General features: G+C 71.6%; 16 protein-coding genes. 7 read left to right on the top strand and 9 right to left on the bottom strand.

Going from position 1 to position 18,187, the window contains the following annotated elements; translation table 11 throughout:
* Nucleotides 1-63: 63 nt before the first annotated feature.
* A complete protein-coding gene (locus AB0H21_RS07510; RefSeq protein WP_358513126.1) occupies nt 64-1,716 on the bottom strand; it encodes a PucR family transcriptional regulator ligand-binding domain-containing protein in 1,653 nt (550 codons plus the stop codon).
* A gap of 116 nt (nt 1,717-1,832) precedes the next feature.
* On the opposite strand from AB0H21_RS07510, the gene AB0H21_RS07505 reads away from it, so the two are divergent.
* A complete protein-coding gene (locus AB0H21_RS07505; RefSeq protein ID WP_358513124.1) occupies nt 1,833-4,073 on the top strand; it encodes a molybdopterin cofactor-binding domain-containing protein in 2,241 nt (746 codons plus the stop codon).
* A gap of 114 nt (nt 4,074-4,187) precedes the next feature.
* Here AB0H21_RS07505 and AB0H21_RS07500 read toward each other — a convergent pair whose 3' ends face one another.
* A complete protein-coding gene (locus tag AB0H21_RS07500) occupies nt 4,188-5,543 on the bottom strand; it encodes an excalibur calcium-binding domain-containing protein (protein WP_358513122.1) in 1,356 nt (451 codons plus the stop codon).
* Between the two features lie 346 nt (nt 5,544-5,889).
* Here AB0H21_RS07500 and ald point away from each other — a divergent pair, with 346 nt between their 5' ends.
* Nucleotides 5,890-7,005: an alanine dehydrogenase gene (gene ald / locus AB0H21_RS07495; RefSeq protein ID WP_358513120.1), complete on the top strand. Its 1,116-nt coding sequence runs from the start codon at nt 5,890-5,892 to the stop codon at nt 7,003-7,005.
* A 44-nt stretch (nt 7,006-7,049) separates the two neighbouring features.
* On the opposite strand, the gene AB0H21_RS07490 is transcribed toward ald, so the two are convergent.
* Nucleotides 7,050-7,754 (bottom strand): DUF3105 domain-containing protein, encoded by a 705-nt coding sequence (locus AB0H21_RS07490; RefSeq protein ID WP_358513118.1) that lies wholly within the window; start codon nt 7,752-7,754, stop codon nt 7,050-7,052.
* A gap of 120 nt (nt 7,755-7,874) precedes the next feature.
* Here AB0H21_RS07490 and AB0H21_RS07485 point away from each other — a divergent pair, with 120 nt between their 5' ends.
* Nucleotides 7,875-8,522: a DUF305 domain-containing protein gene (locus AB0H21_RS07485; protein WP_358513116.1), complete on the top strand. Its 648-nt coding sequence runs from the start codon at nt 7,875-7,877 to the stop codon at nt 8,520-8,522.
* A gap of 131 nt (nt 8,523-8,653) precedes the next feature.
* Here the strand turns inward: AB0H21_RS07485 and AB0H21_RS07480 are convergent, their stop codons facing one another.
* From AB0H21_RS07480 to AB0H21_RS07470, 3 genes are read right to left on the bottom strand one after another with little or no spacing between them, the layout of a single operon-like run.
* A complete protein-coding gene (locus AB0H21_RS07480) occupies nt 8,654-9,742 on the bottom strand; it encodes a low specificity L-threonine aldolase (RefSeq protein ID WP_358513114.1) in 1,089 nt (362 codons plus the stop codon).
* On the bottom strand, nt 9,739-10,413 hold the full coding sequence (locus tag AB0H21_RS07475) for an SDR family NAD(P)-dependent oxidoreductase (RefSeq protein WP_358513112.1): 675 nt from the start codon (nt 10,411-10,413) through the stop codon (nt 9,739-9,741). The genes AB0H21_RS07480 and AB0H21_RS07475 overlap by 4 nt, the downstream gene beginning before the upstream one ends.
* Nucleotides 10,410-12,488, bottom strand: a complete 2,079-nt coding sequence (locus tag AB0H21_RS07470) for a DUF6421 family protein (protein WP_358513110.1) — start codon at nt 12,486-12,488, stop codon at nt 10,410-10,412. The genes AB0H21_RS07475 and AB0H21_RS07470 overlap by 4 nt, the downstream gene beginning before the upstream one ends.
* Nucleotides 12,489-12,852: 364 nt before the next feature.
* Here AB0H21_RS07470 and AB0H21_RS07465 point away from each other — a divergent pair, with 364 nt between their 5' ends.
* On the top strand, nt 12,853-13,560 hold the full coding sequence (locus tag AB0H21_RS07465) for a hypothetical protein (protein WP_358513108.1): 708 nt from the start codon (nt 12,853-12,855) through the stop codon (nt 13,558-13,560).
* Here AB0H21_RS07465 and AB0H21_RS07460 read toward each other — a convergent pair.
* The gene (locus AB0H21_RS07460; RefSeq protein ID WP_358513106.1) at nt 13,503-14,162 is read right to left on the bottom strand and encodes a response regulator transcription factor; all 660 of its coding nucleotides are present in this window, start codon (nt 14,160-14,162) and stop codon (nt 13,503-13,505) included. The genes AB0H21_RS07465 and AB0H21_RS07460 overlap by 58 nt on opposite strands.
* Before the next feature lie 197 nt (nt 14,163-14,359).
* On the opposite strand from AB0H21_RS07460, the gene AB0H21_RS07455 reads away from it, so the two are divergent.
* The 3 genes from AB0H21_RS07455 to AB0H21_RS07445 all read left to right on the top strand — a co-directional run bounded on the left by AB0H21_RS07455 (nt 14,360) and on the right by AB0H21_RS07445 (nt 16,678).
* On the top strand, nt 14,360-14,527 hold the full coding sequence (locus AB0H21_RS07455; protein ID WP_358513104.1) for a Tn3 family transposase: 168 nt from the start codon (nt 14,360-14,362) through the stop codon (nt 14,525-14,527).
* A gap of 271 nt (nt 14,528-14,798) precedes the next feature.
* Nucleotides 14,799-15,380, top strand: coding sequence for a helix-turn-helix domain-containing protein (locus AB0H21_RS07450; protein WP_358513102.1), 582 nt, complete (start codon nt 14,799-14,801; stop codon nt 15,378-15,380).
* Nucleotides 15,380-16,678 (top strand): MFS transporter, encoded by a 1,299-nt coding sequence (locus tag AB0H21_RS07445; protein ID WP_358514190.1) that lies wholly within the window; start codon nt 15,380-15,382, stop codon nt 16,676-16,678. Before AB0H21_RS07450 ends, AB0H21_RS07445 begins: the two co-directional genes overlap by 1 nt.
* Nucleotides 16,679-16,851: 173 nt before the next feature.
* Here the strand turns inward: AB0H21_RS07445 and AB0H21_RS07440 are convergent, their stop codons facing one another.
* A complete protein-coding gene (locus AB0H21_RS07440) occupies nt 16,852-17,016 on the bottom strand; it encodes a hypothetical protein (RefSeq protein WP_358513100.1) in 165 nt (54 codons plus the stop codon).
* A gap of 73 nt (nt 17,017-17,089) precedes the next feature.
* Nucleotides 17,090-18,184 carry a hypothetical protein gene (locus AB0H21_RS07435; protein ID WP_358513098.1) on the bottom strand — a complete coding sequence of 365 codons (1,095 nt, stop codon included), beginning with the start codon at nt 18,182-18,184 and terminating at the stop codon, nt 17,090-17,092.
* Between the last annotated feature and the right edge of the window lie 3 nt (nt 18,185-18,187).

Raw genomic sequence — 18,187 nt, 5'->3', positions numbered from 1 at the left:
GACTTCAGAAGCTTCCACGTCAGCCTCCAGGGCGAGCGACATCGGTTGCTGCTGATTTGTAACTCAACGGGCACGTAGCGCGAGAAAAAGATCCACTCTGTCCGCCATCGATGACAGGTCCCGTCCCGTAAGTTCCTCGACCCGGTGGATGCGGTACCGCACCGTGTTGACATGCACGTGCAGTCGTGTGGCGCATCCGTTCCACGATCCCGCGCAGTCGAGGAACACACCCAAGGTACGGACCAACTCCGACTGGTGCCGCCGGTCGTACTCGAAGAGCGGTTCCAAGATCCGATCCGCGAACGATCGCCGCACATCGTCGGGGACGGTGGCCAGCAAGAGAGCGTGAGTGTAGATCTCATCGCTGGTCACCACCCCTCCACCCCGCGCCTCAGCAAGGCGTCTCGCGTGGCCCGCCTCTTCGGCGCCACCGCGGACGGCTCCGGGACCGTTCAGAACGGCGCTCACGCCGATCGAGACCCGCATCCGCGGGACGGCCTGGAGCGCCGCCACCCCGTTCCTCAGCAGGCCCAGAATCGCGTGCACACTACGGTGCACATGCGGTCGGCCTTGCACTTGCACGGTACTACGCACTCGCGCTTCTGTCCCGGGTCCGGGGCCCTCCTCTTTGGATCTTTTCTCCGCCTCCTCCGCTCTCCCGTATCGCCCCTCGCCGTCCGGCGCCGGGAACGCGCGCAGGGGGACGAGCGCGACCGCGCCGTCCGCGCCCACGGCGGCCACCACTCTGCGCTCCAGAAGCTCCTCGACCACCTGCCCGCCGAGCGCCGCCGGGTCGGGCCCGTCCGTGGCGCCGGGCCGGACCGCCGTCGCCGTGACCATGACGTACGGCTCCACGGCGTCGACTCCGCAGGTGCGCAGGCGCGCGGCCAGCTCCGCGGGGTCCGGGGCGGCCGACGAGGCGAGGCCGATGAGCTGCTCGGCGAGCCGCCGCTCCACCCGGCGGCCCTCCTCCGTCCGGCCGCGCGCGAGCGCCACGCACGCCGCCAGCTCGAACCCCATGTCCGCCTGGCCGGTCAGGTCGGACTCGAAGACCAGCGCCCAGCCGGCCGCCCGGTGCGCGCGGTCCACCGCGAACACCGTGAACGTCCCCTCCGGCGTGCGCGCGACGTGCGGCAGCCGGGGCGCGGTGAGGTACTCGCGGGCCAGGCGCGCCGCGAGACCGGCGCCGAGCCGGCCCGCGACGACCGCGCCCGCCGCCGAGACGACCGCGCCGCTGACGCCGAGCTCCTGCGCGGTCAGCGCGAACAGCTCGTCCAGGCCGGTGCCCTCGGCGACGGCGGCGACGATGCGCCGGTGACGACCGAGCGCGCCGCGCGGGTCGGCGGCCACACCGGCACCGGCCTGCGCCTTCTCGGCGAGCGTGTGGAACGACGTCTCCTCGGGGACGTCCAGCAGGGGAAGGTCGTGCTCGCGGCACGCCTCCACCAGATCGCCGGGCACCGTGCCGAGCAGCGCCCGCCCGGCGGCGAGCGCGGCGACGCCCGCGTCGGCGAGTGCCTTGACGAAACGGCGGGAGTCGGCCGGATCGCGCCGCCAGATGAGCCCGGTCAGCACCAGCTCCCCGCCGGACAGGTAGCGCCCGGGGTCGGGCAGGTCGGTGATGTGCACCCCGGCGAACCCCCGGTCCAGGTGCCCGGCATCCGACAGCAAGGTCAGGCGGAGCTCCTCCATCGCCACCAGCTCACGTATCAGCACAGTTCCAGGCTAACCGGGCCGATTTAGACGAACCTACAAGCGGCCCGGCCGGCCGGCCCGGGCGTTTCGCGCCGGTGTCCATAGGCCCACCACGAGGCGGCTGATGTACTGCTTTTGTGACCCACACCGCGAGCAGCCGCAGCCAGGAGCAGGGGGTGGGGGCGAGCACGCCCCGGCCCGACGGCACGCTGAAGGTGACCGGGGAATTCGCCTACTCGTCCGACCTGTACCTGGCGGACATGCTGTGGGGCGCCACGCTGCGCAGCCCGCACCCCTCGGCGTGGATCCGCGCCGTCGACATCGGCGCGGCGCTCGCGATGCCGGGCGTCCACGCCGTGCTCACCCACGAGGACGTGCCGGGCCGGAAGTTCTACGGCCTGGAGCACAAGGACACGCCCGTGCTGGCCATCGACCAGGTCCGCTACCAGGGCGAACCCGTGGCGATCGTCGCCGCCGACCATCCGGAGACGGCGCGGCGCGCGGCGGCGGCCATCCGGGTGGAGTACGAGACGCGCGAGGCGGTCACCGACGCGCGGCGCGCGCTGTTCGACCCGGCGAGCCCGAACGTGCAGCCCGGCGGCAACCTCGTGCGCCACCAGCCCGTCCGGGTGGGCCGGATCCCCGAGGCGGGGACGCCCGGGGCCGCCGAGGTCCTGGTGACCGGGGAGTACGAGGTCGGCATGCAGGACCAGGCGTTCCTCGGCCCGGAGTCCGGCCTCGCCGTGCCCGCCGAGGACGGCGGCGTCGACCTATATATAGCGACACAGTGGCTGCACGTGGACCAGGACCAGATCGCCCCGTGCCTGGACATCCCCAAGGACCGGGTGCGCCTGTACCTCGCCGGGGTCGGCGGCGCGTTCGGCGCCCGCGAGGACCTGTCGATGCAGGTCCACGCCGCGCTGCTGGCCCTGCGCACGGGCCGCCCGGTGAAGATGGTGTACGGCCGTGAGGAGTCGTTCTTCGGCCACGTCCACCGGCACCCCGCGCGGATGCGCTACGAGCACGGCGCCACCCGCGACGGCAGGCTGGTCCACGTCAGGGCCGAGATCATCCTGGACGGAGGGGCGTACTGCTCCTCCTCCCCCGCCGTCGTCGGCAACGCCGCCTCGCTGGGCGTCGGCCCGTACGAGGTCCCCAACATCGAGATCGACGCCTACGGCGCGTACACCAACAACCCGCCGTGCGGGGCGATGCGCGGGTTCGGCGCGGTGCAGGCCTGCTACGCGTACGAGTCGCAGATGGACCGGCTGGCCGAGGCGTGCGGGATCGACCCGGTGGAGATCCGCGTGCGCAACGCCGTCTCCCAGGGGTCTCGGCTGGCGACCGGCCAGGTCATCGACTCCCCCGCGCCGCTGGCGGACATGCTGCGCGAACTGGCCGCGATGCCGCTGCCCGCCGCGGAGCCCTCGTCCGACCTGCGGTCGCTGCCGGGCGGGGTGGCGCAGACGACGCACGGCGAGGGGGTGCGCCGGGGCGTCGGGTACGGGGTGGGCATCAAGAACATCTGCTTCTCCGAGGGCTTCGACGACTACTCGACGGCCCGGGTGAGGCTCGAACTGCTCGGCGGCGCGCTGCACGTGCAGGTGCACACCGCGGCCGCAGAAGTCGGTCAGGGGCTGGTCACGCTCCAGGCGCAGATCGCCCGCACGGAACTCGGGGTCGAGCGGGTGACCGTGGCCCCGGCCGACACCTCCGTCGGCTCGGCGGGCTCCTCCTCGGCGTCCCGGCAGTCGTACGTGACCGGCGGCGCGGTCAAGACCACCTGCGAGGCGGTGCGCGAGCGCCTGGACAAGCTGCGCGCCGAGCACGCCGGACGGACGCTCGAAGATCTGGTCGAGCGGTTCGGGCCCATCGAGGAGACCCGCGAGTACCGCCACCGGCCGACCTACCCCATGCACCCGGTCACCGGGCAGGGCGACTCCCACACCCAGCTCGCGCTGTGCGTGCACCGGGCCGTGGTGGACGTCGACGTCGAGCTCGGGCTGGTCAAGGTGGTCGAACTGGCCGCCGTCCAGGACGTCGGGAAGATCCTCAACCCGGTGGCGCTGGAGGGGCAGATCCACGGCGGCTCGGCCCAGGGGCTCGGGCTCGCGCTCATGGAGGAGATCCAGGTGCGCGACGGGCGGGTGCTCAACCCGTCGTTCACCGACTATCTGATCCCGACGATCCTCGACATGCCGCCCATGAGGCTGTCGATCCTGGAGAACCCCGACCCCGCCGCGCCGTACGGGCTGCGCGGTGCGGGCGAGCCGCCGACGCTGTCCTCGACCCCCGCGATCGTCGCCGCCGTGCGCGCCGCCACCGGCCTGCCCCTGGCCAGGATCCCGCTGCGCCCGCAGGACATCGCGCTCACGTGACCTCGCCGGCGCTCACGTGACATGCCCGGACTCACGTGACATGCCCGCGAGCGCGGGACGCGGTGCCTATGGCCGCGCCTTCGGCACGGCGGGTTCGGGGCGCCCCGAACAGGATCAGGTGATGTCGCCGCGCTCGCAGGCGTAGCCGTCGTGGTCGCCGTCGACGTACCAGTCGTACTCGACGTGGACGCCCTTGGTGTAGGGGCCGTACCCGGCGGCGTTGGCCTGCTTGCAGTCGGGGAAGCGCGGGTCGGGCGTGCGGTGGGCGGACACCCCGGTCGGGCGGGGGGCCGGTGTGGACGACGGCGAGCCCTGCGCGGAGGGGCCGCCCTGCGCGACCGGGGCGCCGGTGCTCCCCGGCGGGACGAGCGGGCCGTTGCCGGTGGACCCGTTGCCGGTGGCGGGCGGCGTGGCCGCGCCGGTGGCGGGCCCGGTGGGGGTGCCCGTCGTCGGCTGGCCGGTCGGCGCGCCCGGCGGCTGGCCGGTCGCGGGCAGGTCCGTCGTCGGCTGGCCCGTCTGGACGCCGGTGGCCGGGTGGCAGGTCGCGGTGCCGCCAGGCTCGGCAGTGGAGCCGGGCGGCGTGCCGGCGTCCCCGGTCAGCGGCCCCTGGCCGATGCCCCCCGGAGGCGGGGTCTGGCCCGTGCCGTCGGACGGGAGGGTGCCCGGCTGGCCGGTGCCCGTGCCGGGCGGGCAGGTCGAGGGCGCCCCGGACGGAGCGGCCGACGCGGGGGCGCCGAGCAGGCGGGCCACCATCGCGTCGGCGGCCTCCTTGGTGAGGCCGGAGATGCTGAAACTGTCGGCGGTGAGCGCCTGGGCGACCCTCGGCGCCGTCACGACGCGGTCGCCCACCACGACGGCGAGCAACTGGTTGAGCGAGTCCTCGGTGAGGGAGGCGAGCCTGCTGCGGCTCTCGGGCGAGGGGACGACGCGGACCGAATAGCCGCCGTCCGCGTCGGCGACCGCCTCGACCTTCGCCACGGAGGTGATCGTGACGCCGGGGGCGACCTGGTAGCAGGTCGTGCCCGTGTCGTCGAGCACGGCCTCGGCGCCCGGGCACGGCGCGGGGCGGGTGCCGGTCACCGGGGCGAAGTGGATCGTGGTGGCCAGGCGGCGGGGCGGCGGGGCGCCCAGGGGACGGTCGGGCGTGCGGGTCATGAGCACGGCGATCGTGCCCACGACCCCGGTGACGATGATCACCACGACCAGCCCGGCCAGCAGGGCGATGGTGGTCGACCGCGAGGCGCGCGGCGGACCCGGCGGACCGGCCGGAGGACCTCCCGCGGCCGCGGGATCGCCCGGCGCGGCGGGACCGCCCGGGCCCTCGGGCGGGACGTCCCCGCCCGGTGGCCCCTCGCCGGAACCGCCCGGGACCTCGCCGGAGGCCGGCGGAGGCTCGCCGAAGGGCATGCCGGAGGACTCCGGCGGCTCCCCCGGGCGACCATCGTGATCGTCCGCCGGATGGTTACGCATCCTCACCCCTGTGCCTGACATCGCAGGGCCGAGCCTATCGAGGCTCCCGAGTTCCGGCTAACCGCCCCACAGCGCTTTCACAGGCTGGTCCTAGGCTGAAGATAACCTGACAATTTGCCACGTACCTGGGCTGATTGGTTTCACCCTGCCCCATGGCCGGCGCCCAGCGCGGCACACAAAGTAAAAGAGGGCCGGCCCCCGGCACGGATCACAACCCCTCGGACGGATCACCACCGGAACCGGAACCCGTACCCGCGGGCGCTCCGCCACGGCCCCCGGCGAAGCCGGCGACGCGCACGAAGCCACGAGGAAGCACACCACCGGCGAGCAGGGTCAAGGAGGACTCATGAAAGTCGGCATTCCCCGAGAGGTCAAGGAGCAGGAGCACCGGGTGGCGATCACCCCCGCGGGGGTGAACGAGTTCGCCCGGCACGGCCACCGGGTGTTCGTCGAGCGTGGCGCGGGCGAGGGCTCGGCCATCCACGACGAGGACTACCGCACCGCCGGCGCGACGATCCTGGACACCGCCGAGGACGTCTGGCGCGAAGGCGATCTCATCCTGAAGGTGAAGGAGCCCATCGCCTCGGAGTACGGCCTGCTGCGCGAAGGGCAGGTGCTGTTCACCTACCTGCACCTCGCCGCGTCACGGAAGCTGACCCTCGCCCTGATGGAGTCCGGGGTGACCGGCATCGCGTACGAGACCGTGCAGCTCGGCAACGGCGCGCTGCCGCTGCTGGCCCCCATGTCCGAGGTCGCCGGGCGCCTCGCCCCGCAGGTGGGCGCCTACCACCTGATGCGGCAGGGCGGCGGCAGGGGGGTGCTCATGGGCGGGGTGCCGGGCGTCTACCCGGCCAAGGTGGTCGTGCTCGGCGCGGGCGTGACCGGGCTGAACGCCGCGACCATCGCGCTCGGCATGCAGGCCGAGGTTCTGCTGCTGGACAGGAACATCGAGCGGCTGCGCCAGGTGGACACGATCTACCGGGGGCACCTGCGGACCGTCGCGTCCAACGCCTACGAGATCGAGCGGGCCGTCCTGGACGCCGACCTCGTCATCGGGGCGGTGCTGGTCCCCGGCGCCCGTGCGCCGAAGCTCGTCACCAACGAGCTGGTCTCGCGGATGAAGGAAGGCGCCGTGCTGGTGGACATCTCGATCGACCAGGGCGGCTGCTTCGAGGACTCCCGTCCCACCACCCACGCCGATCCGACCTACCGGGTGCACAACACGGTCTTCTACTGCGTGGCGAACATGCCGGGCGCGGTCCCGGCGACCTCGACGTACGCGCTGACCAACGTCACCCTGCCCTACGCCCTGGCGATCGCCGACGAGGGCTGGCGGGACGCCCTGCGCGGAGACACGGCGCTCGGGCTCGGGCTGAACACGCACGCGGGCGTCCTGACCAGCCCACCCGTCGGCGAGGCCCACGGCTTGGAGGCCGTGGAGCCCGGCACGGTACTGCGCTGACCTCCGCCCGGCCCGGCCTTCAACGCGCCGGGCCGGGCGGGGTCTCAGGAGCTCGGCGACGCCTTGGGCATCTCGGTGGCGCTGGGCGCGCCGCTCGGAGCCGCGCTCGGCGAGGTGGCCGGGATCGGGCTCTGCGCGGCCGTCTGGTCGGTGCTGCCGTTGCCCGTGCAGGTCGCGCCGTACTCGGGCGTCTCGGTCGGGTTCTGCTTGTACTTGGCGATGTACCTCGCCAGGCGGGGGTCGTCGACGCCCGTGAGCTCGAGCTGGTGGTTCCAGGAACTGGCGACCACGGGCACCTTCAGGCCCGGGTACGGGCTGAGCAGGAGGTAGTCGGTGGTGACGAGGGCCTTGAGCTTGTCGACGTCGGCCTTGGGAAGGTCCGGCCGGTAGGTGATCCACACCGAGCCGTGCTCCATGGAGTGGACGCCGTTCTCGTTGTTGATCGGCTCGTCATAGACGCCACACTGCTGCCAGACGGGGTTGTGCTCCCCGCCGACCGGCGGCTTCTCCTTGTAGTCGACCTTGATCAGCGTGTGCTGGGAGCCCTTGTAGGCGAACGACTTCACCCCGTCCAGCGAACTGGCCGCGCGTTCCTGGATCACATAGAACCCGACGATGCCGACCAGCAGGATGATGACGAAGGCCCCCGCTCCCCACATGAGCATCGCCGTGCGCCGCTCTTTGCTCTTCTGCGCGGCACGCAGCTTGGCGAGTTGCTCCCGCCGCGCCTGCGTCTTCTCCTTGGTCATCAGTCCTCCAACTGCTGGTCAAGACCCTGACTGCTCAAGCCCCGATACTTATGTGGAGGATAGTGGGTAGGTAATAACGTTTGCGTCTAACGACCGGGACATTCACTCATCTGGCTGGAAATGGCAACCACACGAACGCGCTTGATCCTCGTCGCCCTGATCTCCTGCCTGGCCACGGCCGCGGTGACGCTTCTCGTCAACGGCAGGTCGGGACCGCCCGGGGACGCCTCCCCCGAGGCGGGCTTCTCCCGTGACATGGGCATCCACCACGCCCAGGCGGCCGAGATGAGCTTCGCCGTCCGCGACGCGAGCACCGACCCCGCCATCCGCGGCCTCTCGTACGACATCATCACCACGCAGACGGCGCAGCGAGGGGTCTTCATGGGCTGGCTCCAGCAGTGGGGCCTGAACCAGGCGACCACCCGGCCGTCGATGGCGTGGATGGCCGGGCACGGGCACGGCGCCTCCGCGGCGGCCGGAACCCCCGCCAAGGTACCCACCACGATGCCAGGCATAGCCTCGGACGAGGAGATGAAACGGCTCCAGGCCGCCAAGGGCAAGGACGCCGAGATCCTCTTCCTGCAGCTCATGATCCGCCACCACGAGGGCGGCGTGCAGATGGCGCGGGCCGTGCTGTCCCTGACGAACCGCCCCGAGGTGCGGACGATGGCCCAGCACATCGTCGACACCCAGGACAGCGAGATCGCCTACATGACCGAACTACTCCAAGCCCGCGACGCCAAGCCCTACCCCTCGATCCTCAAATGACCCGTCCACCCCGAACACTCCGTACCGGAGGCTCGGCCATATGCCTGTTCGGGGCGCGGCGGTGTCTTGGAGGAGGAGGGAGGAAGGGGTGAGGAACGAGCCCCTTCCGAGTGACGACGGAAGAACGCCGCCTAAAGTGCGCCCTGAACACGCCGTGCCGAAGGCGCGGCCATGTGCACAGCGAGAGCTGCGGCGAAGGCGTCGACGTCGTGCTCAGTGGTGTCGAAGGATGTCATCCAGCGGACCTCGCCCGTGGCGGGGTCCCAGGTGTAGAAGCGGAACCGCTTACGGACCCGGTCGGCGACCTCGGGCGGGATGACGGCGAAGACCGCGTTGGCCTGGACCGGCCGGGTCAGCGTGACGCCGGGGATCTCGCGCACGGCCGCCGCGAGGCGCGCCGCCATGGCGTTGGCGTTCCTGGCGTTGCGCAGCCACAGGTCGCCGGCCAGCAGCGCCTCGAACTGCACCGACACGAACCGCATCTTGGAGGCGAGCTGCATCGCGGTCTTGCGCAGGTACACCATGCCCCGGACGGCCGAGGGGTTGAGCACGACCACGACCTCGCCGAACATCAGGCCGCTCTTGGTGCCGCCGAAGGACAGCACGTCCACGCCGGCGTCGGTGGTGAGCGCGCGCAGCGGCACGTCGAGGGCGGCGGCGGCGTTGATCAGGCGGGAGCCGTCCATGTGCAGGAGCATGCCGAGCTCGCGGCAGTGCGCGGCGATCGCGGCGATCTCCTCCGGTGTGTACAGAGTGCCGAGCTCGGTGCTCTGCGAGATCGACACGACGCGGGGCTGGGCGCGGTGCTCGTCGCCGAAGCCCCACGCCTGCCGGTCGATCAGCGCGGGCGTCAGCTTGCCGTCGGGGGTGGGGACGCTCATCAGCTTGAGCCCGGCGGTGCGCTCGGGCGCCCCGCCCTCGTCGGTGTTGATGTGGGCGGTCTCGGCGCAGACGACCGCCTCCCACAGGTCGGTCATGGCGCGCAGGCCGACCACGTTGGCGCCGGTGCCGTTGAACACCGGCCACGCCTCGGCGCCGGGCCCGAAGTGCCGCTTGAACACGTCCTGCAGGGCCTTGGTGTAGTCGTCCTCGCCGTAGGCGACCTGGTGGCCGCCGTTGGCGAGGGCCAGCGCCTCGAGGACCTCCGGGTGGACGCCGGCGTAGTTGTCGCTGGCGAACCCCTTGACCTCGGGGTCGTGGTGACGTCGTGCCTGGGTCACGAAGTGAGGTCCGTCCGGGTGCCGTTGACGTCCTCGGCGGGCCGGTCCCACAGGCGGGCGACGGCCTCGGCGAGGTCCTTCACGTCGGTGAACCCCGGGAAGGCGCGCTCGGGGGCGGCGGCCCGCATCGCGTCGTTGACCAGGGCCTTGATGACCAGGATGGCGGCGGCGGCGTGCGTGCCGCGCAGCGCGTCGGCGAGAGCGAGCGTCCATGCCTCGGCCGCCGCCTTGGCCGTCGCGTAGGCCGCGTTGCCCTGCGTGGGCCGCTGGGCCGCCGTGGCGGAGATGATGGCGAACCGGGCGTCGTCGCTGACCCGCAGCAGCGGCTCGAAGGCGAGCGAGACGTTCTGCAGGGTGCGGATCAGCTGCGTGTGCAGGACGTCCCAGTCGGCGAGGTCGGTCTCGGCGAAGGTCTTGGAGCCCCGCCAGCCGCCGACGAGGTGGACGACACCATCCACCCGCCCGTGCTCGTCCTCGACGCGGCGCGCCAGGGCGCGCACGGCCTCGGCGTCGGCGAGGTCGACGGCGAGCACGCCCGTAGCCTCGTGCCTGTCGACGCCGATGACGGTGTCGCCGCGCGCGGTCAGGCGCGCGGTGACGGCCTGACCCGTGGGGCCGCCGGCGCCCGTGACGACGACTACCCTGCCTGCCTGCTCGGTGGTGGTGCTCACCCGCGGATTCCCTTCGTGGCCTCGATGACGCCGGAAAGCTTACGACGCAGCGCCTCGTAGAACATGCTCAGGGGGAACTCGTCGGGCAGGACCGCGTCGACCACGGCCTTCGGGAAGCCCTCGACGGGCAGCGCGTCCACGCCGCGGTTCCAGACCGAGGCCGGGTGCGGGGCGACGTAGGCGGCGACGAGCCGGTGCGCGGCGAGCCAGTGCGCCAGCTTGGAACGGTCGATACCGTCGCGGTAGAGCTTCTCGACCTCGCCGCGCAGGTCGGCGACGCCGTCCGCGACGCGCTCCCAGTCCACGCTGAGCCGGTTGTCGGTCCAGCGGACGATGTCGTTGCGGTGCAGGTAGGCGAACAGGAGCTGCCCGCCGAGGCCGTCGTAGTTGCGCACCCGCTCACCGGTGATCGGGAAGCGGAAGAGCCGGTCGAAGAGGATCGCGTACTGGACGTACCGGGCGTGCGGCACGCCTTCCTTCTCCAGCTTGACCGCCTCGCCGAAGGCCGTCAGGTCGCAGCGCAGCTCCTCCAGCGAGTACAGCCAGTACGGCATGCGCTGCTTGATCATGAACGGGTCGAACGGCAGGTCGCCGTGGCTGTGGGTGCGGTCGTGGACGAGGTCCCACAGGACGAAGGTGTCCTGGGCGAGCTCCTGGCTGTCCAGCAGCCGGGCCGCGTCCGGCGGGAGGGCCAGCTTGAGGGTGTCGGCGGCGGCGCGGCCGACGCTGCGGAACCGCGCGGCCTCGCGGTCGCAGAAGATGGCGCCCCAGGTGAACCTCGGCGGGACCTCGCGGACGGCGACGGTCTCGGGGAACAGCACGGCGGAGTTGGTGTCGTATCCGGCGGTGAAGTCGACGAACTCGATCGGGACGAACATCGGGTTGTCGTACCGCTCGCGCTCCAGCGCGGCCAGCCACTCCGGCCACACCGTGCGGATCCAGACCGCCTCCAGGTTGCGGTTCGGGTTGCCGTTCTGGGTGTACATCGGGAAGACGACCAGGTGCTCCAGGCCGTCGACCCGCTGGGCGTCGGGGTGGAAGGCGTTGAGCGAGTCGAGGAAGTCCGGCACGCCGAACCCGCCCGCCTGCCATTTGCGCAGGTCGGCGAGCACTGCGGTCAGGTAGGCCTCGTCGTGCGGGTACGCGGGCGCGAGCTTCTCGACGGCCTCGGCCACGCGGTCCACGATCGGGGAGACGGCGGTGGCGTCCTCGACGGACCCGTCCTTGGCGGTGAGGGGCCGCAGTTCCTCGACGGCGTCCTTGAGCGCCCGCCTGAGCGTCGCGGTCCCGGCGTCGTCCCCGCCGCGCGCGCCGGCGGCGGCCGGGACGCGGGCGGCCCAGGTGACGACGTTGCCCCACAGGCGGGCATGCCGCAGGTCGGCGATGGAGTCGTCGCCGAACAGGTCGGAGTCGGCGAACACGACCACCCGGCCGTCTCCGTGGCGCAGGGCGACGGCGAGCGCCCGCCCTGCCGGGTCGGCGGCCTGCGAGGTCTCGAACAGGACGGTCGCCCCGGCGGGCGGGGTCAGGACGCCCGCCCGGTAGAAGCAGGCCTCGCGGGCCCCTGCCGTGAGGTCGTCGCCGGAGCCCTGCCCCGCCACCGGCACGCCGCGCACCCAGGTGGCGACGCCGTTGTAGGAGTTGCCGGGATCCTGGACGGTGGTGTGCTCGATGCCCACGCCGAACCGGGCGAGCAGGTCGGCCAGGTTGTTGCCGTACTTCTCCTGCTCGCACTCGGCGAGGACGATCAGCCCGCCGCCGTCCGCGACGTACCGCTCGATGGCGTCGATCTCCTCGGCGGGCAGCGCGGGGCTGCCGAGGCCGACGGTGCGCTCCCAGCGCTCGCCCGAGGGGTGGGCGATGACGAACACGTCGTGCGCGGCCAGCACGGAGGGCGTGATGGCGCCCTCGGTGTGGGCGGTGACGGTGTGCCCGAGGCGGCGGAGGACCTCGGCGGCGCGGGCGTAGCTGTTGTCGTCGGGGTGGGCCGGGTTGATCGCCTCGGCGACCTCGCGGCGGATCGTCCACGACTCGTTGTGCGCCTCGTCGAACAGCACTCGCGGGAAAGCCCTCATACCGCTCCGTCCCTCCGTAGCGAAATTTCTCCAGTCACGGCCCGATATATACGGAAAATATACACACAGATAGCCGTCTTGCGGGAAACCCGGAACCTCCGGCGGCCGGCCGCGATCAGGACGGCCACCGGAAACCCCTGCCGCGCCGGGGTTCCCGCCCCGGGCGCCGTCCGGTTCAGCCGTGAGAGGGACGGCGGATCACCCGCCCGGCGGACGCCCCGCCCGGCCCCGGCCCCGTACCGTCCTGTCCGGCACGGTCAGACGCCGTGTCCCCCCGCCCCGGGGACGGCAGCCGGGCCGCCGTCCCCGCCGCCGCGGGACCGACCCGACCCCTGAGCCACCAGGGAACCCGAATGGAACCGTCATGATGAGACCCTCCGACTCCATCGGCTTCCGCCGGTACGCCACCGGCGCGGCGCTGATCCTCTCCGCCGTCTTCCAGCTCACCGCCACCCTCGTCGACCCCGGCACGTGGGGCGACGACCGCGAGGTCGTGAGCTACGGCGACAACCCGGCGATGGCGCAGTTGCAGTCCGCCCTCTACCACTGGAGCTACGTGCTGCTGGCGCTCGCCGCCATCGGCCTGCTGCACGTCCTGCGCACGCGCGCGGTCGTGCTCGGCCAGATCGCGGGCACGATGACCGTCCTCGGGTTCGTCAGCATCTCCGCCCTGCTCCTCGGCGACCCCGTGGAGTGGTACTTCGGGCAGCACTACCCGCCCGACCAGGCCGAGAAGATGTTCGAGGCGGTCTACGACCTGCCCGGCGTCCTCTTCGCGTTCCGGATTCCGTGGGTGTTCCTCGGCCCGATCGGGCTGATGCTGCTGCTGGTCGCGCTGTGGCGCGGCGGGTTCGCGCGCTGGTGGGCGCCCGTCGTGGGCCTCGTCGCCTGGGGCTCGATCTACGTCGTCGAGTACGGCCCTGCCAGCCTGCTGTGGAGCGGCGGCAACCTGGTCGTGCTCGGGTACCTCGGCGTGAAGGTGCTGAGGCTGGGCAACGAGGGCTGGGCCTCGTACTATCCCGCCGCCCCCGGCCGCACCACCCCGGACTCGTACGCGAACACCACCGCCTGAGCGCGGTCGCGCAGGCCGAGCTTCATGAGCACCCGGGCGACGTGGGTCTTGACCGTGGCCTCCCCGACGAACAGCTCCCCCGCGATCTCGGCGTTGGTGAGGCCGCGGGCCAGATGGCGCAGCACCTCCAGCTCCCGCCGGGTGAGCTCGTCCAGGCTGGACGGCCTGACCGGCTCGTACCTGCCCGCGAAGGAGGCGATGACGCGGGTGGTCACGGCCGGGTCGAGCAGGGCGTCCCCGGCGGCGACCACCCGGACGGCCTCCACGAGTTGCTCGGGCGGCGACACCTTGAGCAGGAACCCGCTCGCGCCCGCCCGCAGCGCGGCGTAGAGATTCTCGTCGGTGTCGAACGTGGTCAGAATGATGATCCGGGGCGGGTCCGGGTCGCCGAGGACGCGCCGCGCGGCGGTCAGGCCGTCCATTACGGGCATCGAGATGTCCATGAGGACGACGTCGGGACGCAGGCGGCGGGCCAGGGCGACGGCCTCGGCACCGTCCGCGGCCTCGCCGACGACCTCCATGCCTGGCTCGGACTCCACGACCATGCGCAGCCCGGCGCGCACCATGGCCTGGTCGTCGGCCACGACGACGCGAACGGTCATATGGGCGCTCCTTCGGGTCTCATGGCCGCTCGATGTGGCCATGACCTGGACCCTAACGCCCGATCCGCGCCACCACCATCGCCGCCAAGACGTCCCCAAGTGACCCACAAGCGCCCTTCAAGCGACCTCTGGACGGCCCCTCACTCGGGTCCGTGTCATCAGCCGCAAAGTAGCTCTGACTGTCCGAGGTCGCCTCCATGATCGAGGGCTTGCTCCGCCACCTGATCAGCGCAGAGATCGATCGCCAGTACACCGATACCCATGGCGCTTCGGTCGTTGGTTTTGCCTTCTCGCACTTGCTGGACTTCAAGCTGCTGCCTCGGCTGAAGAACATCGGCTCAGCCCGCCTGTACGGCCGGGCCTGAGTGAGGGCGAGGCCTGGCCGCAACTGGAGGGCGTCCTGTCGGGCAAGGCCATCGACTGGGAACTGATCGCCAACCAATACGACCAGCTCGGACCGGGCCCGAGTGCCGAGGTTCAACAGTCGGATGATCCGTTCTGAGTGAGGATGCAGCGTGGCGCGCGCACGCACACGCCCCCTCATGGCCGTCGACAAGATCGATCGATGAACGATTGCCAACAGTTCTTCGCGAATGAGTGTTTGCGAATGAGTGTTTGCGGTCTAGGCTTCGAGGCATGACCGAACCCCGCGAGAGCGTGGTCGTCCTCGATGCCAAAGGCCTGCGGGCACTGGCCCACCCGGTGCGGGTGCAACTCGTGGACCTGCTGCGCAGACACGGCCCGTCCACCGCCACCCGCCTGGCCGAGCGCCTGGGGGTGAATTCAGGCACGGCCAGCTACCATCTGCGCAGGCTCGGTGCCGCCGGATTCGTGGAGGAGGACACCGAGCGCGGCAACGCCCGCGAGCGCTGGTGGCGCTCGGTCCACCGCATCACCCGTCTCAGCGACGACGAACTGGCGGAGCGGGAGCCCGAGGCGGTGCTGGCCTACATGCAGTCCATCGCCGCCCTGTACAACCTGCGCACCCTGCGGACGCTGAACGAGCTGCAGATCATGCCAGGAGAGTGGCGGCGCGTGCTCGACCTCAGCTCCTTCGCGCTGCGCCTCACCCCGGAGGAGGGGCAGCGGCTGCGCGAGGAACTGGAAGAGGTCATCTCCCGCTACCGCCGCGACATGCCCGGCGAGGCGGCGCCCGAGAGGGCGGCGCGGGTCTCGCTGATCACGCAGCTCCTGCCTGAGCTGCCGGAGGGCGAGTGATGGGATCGCGCGGGTCCTTACGCCCGATGGCCGGCCTGCTCGCGGCCATGACGGTGTCGCTGACCGGCACGCGGGTGTCGGCCATCGCGCTGCCCTGGTTCGTACTGACGACGACCGGGAGCGCGGCGCAGACGGGGGTGGTGGCGTTCGCGGAGATGGCCCCGTACGTGCTGGTCAAGGCGCTGACCGGGCCGCTGGTCGATCGGATCGGGCCGCGCCGGATCTCGTGGGTCGGGGACGTGGTGAGCGCTGCGGCGGCCGGGTCCGTGGTCCTTCTGTACGCGCTGGATTCACTGCCGCTGGGCGCGCTGATCGCCCTGGTCTCGGTGGTCGGCGCGGCCCGCGGTCCAGGGGACCTGGCCAAGGAGATCATGGTTCCCGAGGCGGCCGAGCGAGGGCGGGTGCCGCTGGAGCGCGCCACTGGGCTGACGGGCGTGACCGAGCGGCTGGCCCAGACGGTGGGGCCCGCGGCGGGGGGTGCGGTGGTGGCGCTGCTCGGGCCGCTGGCCAGCCTGGGTATCAGCGTCACCTGCTTCGCGCTCGGCTCCGTGGTCGTGGCGTGGGCGTTGCCTCGGGGCATGGGGTACCGCGCCCCGGCGCAGGAGGTGAAGGAGGGGTACTGGCGGCGGTTCGGCCAGGGCTTCGCGTACCTGCGCGGCGAACCGCTGCTGCTCTCCGTGATGGTCATGGTCGGCATCACGAACCTGCTCGACGCGGCATTCAGCCAGGTGCTCGTGCTCGTGTGGGCCAAGGAGTCCGGCCACGGCCCCGCCATGGTCGGTCTGAACAGCAGCGTGATGGGGTTGACGGCCGTCGGCGGCAGCCTGGTCGCGGCCGCCGTGGCGCACCGGATGCGGCGCAGGCCGGTGTTCTTCGTGGCGTTCCTGCTCGCCGGGCCGTCGCGGTTTCTCATCCTGGCGGTGGACGCGCCGGTATGGGCCATGGTGGCGGTGTTCGCGGTGGGCGGGTTCGCCGGCGGGTTCCTGAACCCGATCCTTGGGGCGATCTCCTACGAGCGGGTGCCGCGGCGCCTGTTGGGCCGGGTCAACGCGCTGACGGACTCCCTCAGTTGGGCCGGGGTCCCGCTCGGTGGGCTGGTGGGCGGGGTGGCGGTGGCGGCCGCGGGGCTGGCGCCGGTGCTGCTCGCAGGCGGGGCGGCATACGCGCTCACCACGAGCCTGACGGGGCTGCGGCCCGAATGGCGGGAGATGGACCAACTACGCGGCCAGGGCCCACCCGCGGTACCGGCGCCACGGGAAAGTACTGACCTGTCGCGACGGCCTACTCAGACAGGATGAGCCTAGGGCCAGGCTGCCGGTCGATGCCGCACTCGACGGCATGACGCGGCCAGTGACCGACCGCTACCGGGTTAGTCCGTAGTGCTCCGGCCTTCACTTCAGGCCGGGGGTGAAGCGGACTGTCCCGCGTAGCGGGACAGTTAATGCCGATCCGCCGCCAAGGCGGATCGGCATTACCCGGCGGAGTCGAGATGGTTGTGCCGTTCGATCCGCCAGGCGTGGCGGACGAGGACGGTGCGCGGTTCGCAGTGGCGTTCGGCGATGGCCGGGTCATCACCGGTGAAGCAGGCGATATCGATGCGGCGGCCCGGGCGGTCGCGGATTTCTCGAACACTCATTCGCCCGGTCCGGTACCAGGCTACTCTTGGCGCCGTGCAGCTCAGGTACGCGGCGTGCCGGACGCCTCGGTGGTCAAGTCGTGACGCTGAGCGCCTCGCTGAGTGATGCTTCGGCGGTGGTCATCGCCAACGTGAACTGGTCCAAGATCTCGCTGGGTATGGTTCCTGCTCCCAGACCTGAGGAGTCGACGAGCCTGGTCAGAGCCCTGCTCGTCGACGCGGGGATGAAGGATGCGCATCCGGTGTGGGCAAGGATCTCACGGGCGGCATAGGCGTCCCGCGACTGCCGTACATCGGTCTCGATTGTGTGGGCCAGGAGTGGGGCGAACCGGTCGTCGGTGAGGTCGAGGACGGCCAGGCCCAGACGGGTGCGGAAGACCACCTGCGCAGGGGGGCCGCCGATCGCGAGATAGTTGTCCACCATGCGGGCGGTGTTGCCGTTGTCGTTGCCTGTCAGGGCCGCCAGGCAGGCTGCCACGGTTTGTTCCCACGGAGTGGGAGTGATGGTTTCCGTCAGGAGACGTGCGGAGGTCCGGTGATCTCCGGCTGCGTGGTGGGCGATGATCGCGATTTGGCGGCCGTCGAGGAGGCTCTGGCCGATGCCGTGGTGGTCTTGGACGTGCTGGAGAGCTTGGCTCCAGTTGCCCGCTTGGGTCAGGGCTCGGGTTCCGTCGGCAAGGAGCACGGTCCACAGCCATTGGACGATTTCACGGTGGTCGTCGGGGGTGCGGGTGAGGTTGCCGAGGTCGGCGATCGTGTCGTCGAGGGTGACGGTCGACTGGTGGCACACAGCGGTGAACAGCGTCTCGATCAGGCGATGAGCGGCGGTGCCGTTGCCGTCTCGTGCGAGGAGGCGGCCGAGGTTGACGAGGGGTTGCAGCGCGAGTTTCGCTGTCGTGGCGTCGAACGGCTGGGCGTCGCGGAAGACGTGGAACTGTCTCCAGCACAGGTCGCGGGCAAGGGAGGGCAGGCCGCAGTCGCTGGCGATCAGCGCGCCGAGGTTGTGGGCTTCGGCCGCGATCCTCGCGGCTTCTGCCGGGTCGTGGGGCGCGGCGTCCGCCAGGTCGGCGACCTGGCGGACGCGCACGTCCAGACGGTGGCAGGCAGGCCTGCCGCGGGGCACGAGGGGGAAGCGGCGTGCGAAGTCTTCGCGCGATGCCGGGGTCATCTG

The organism is Sphaerisporangium sp. NPDC051011 (assembly GCF_040653595.1).
Taxonomy (GTDB): domain Bacteria; phylum Actinomycetota; class Actinomycetes; order Streptosporangiales; family Streptosporangiaceae; genus Sphaerisporangium.
Note: the sequence above shows the minus strand (reverse complement) of the source record. Positions and strands in the feature narration are given on the sequence as shown.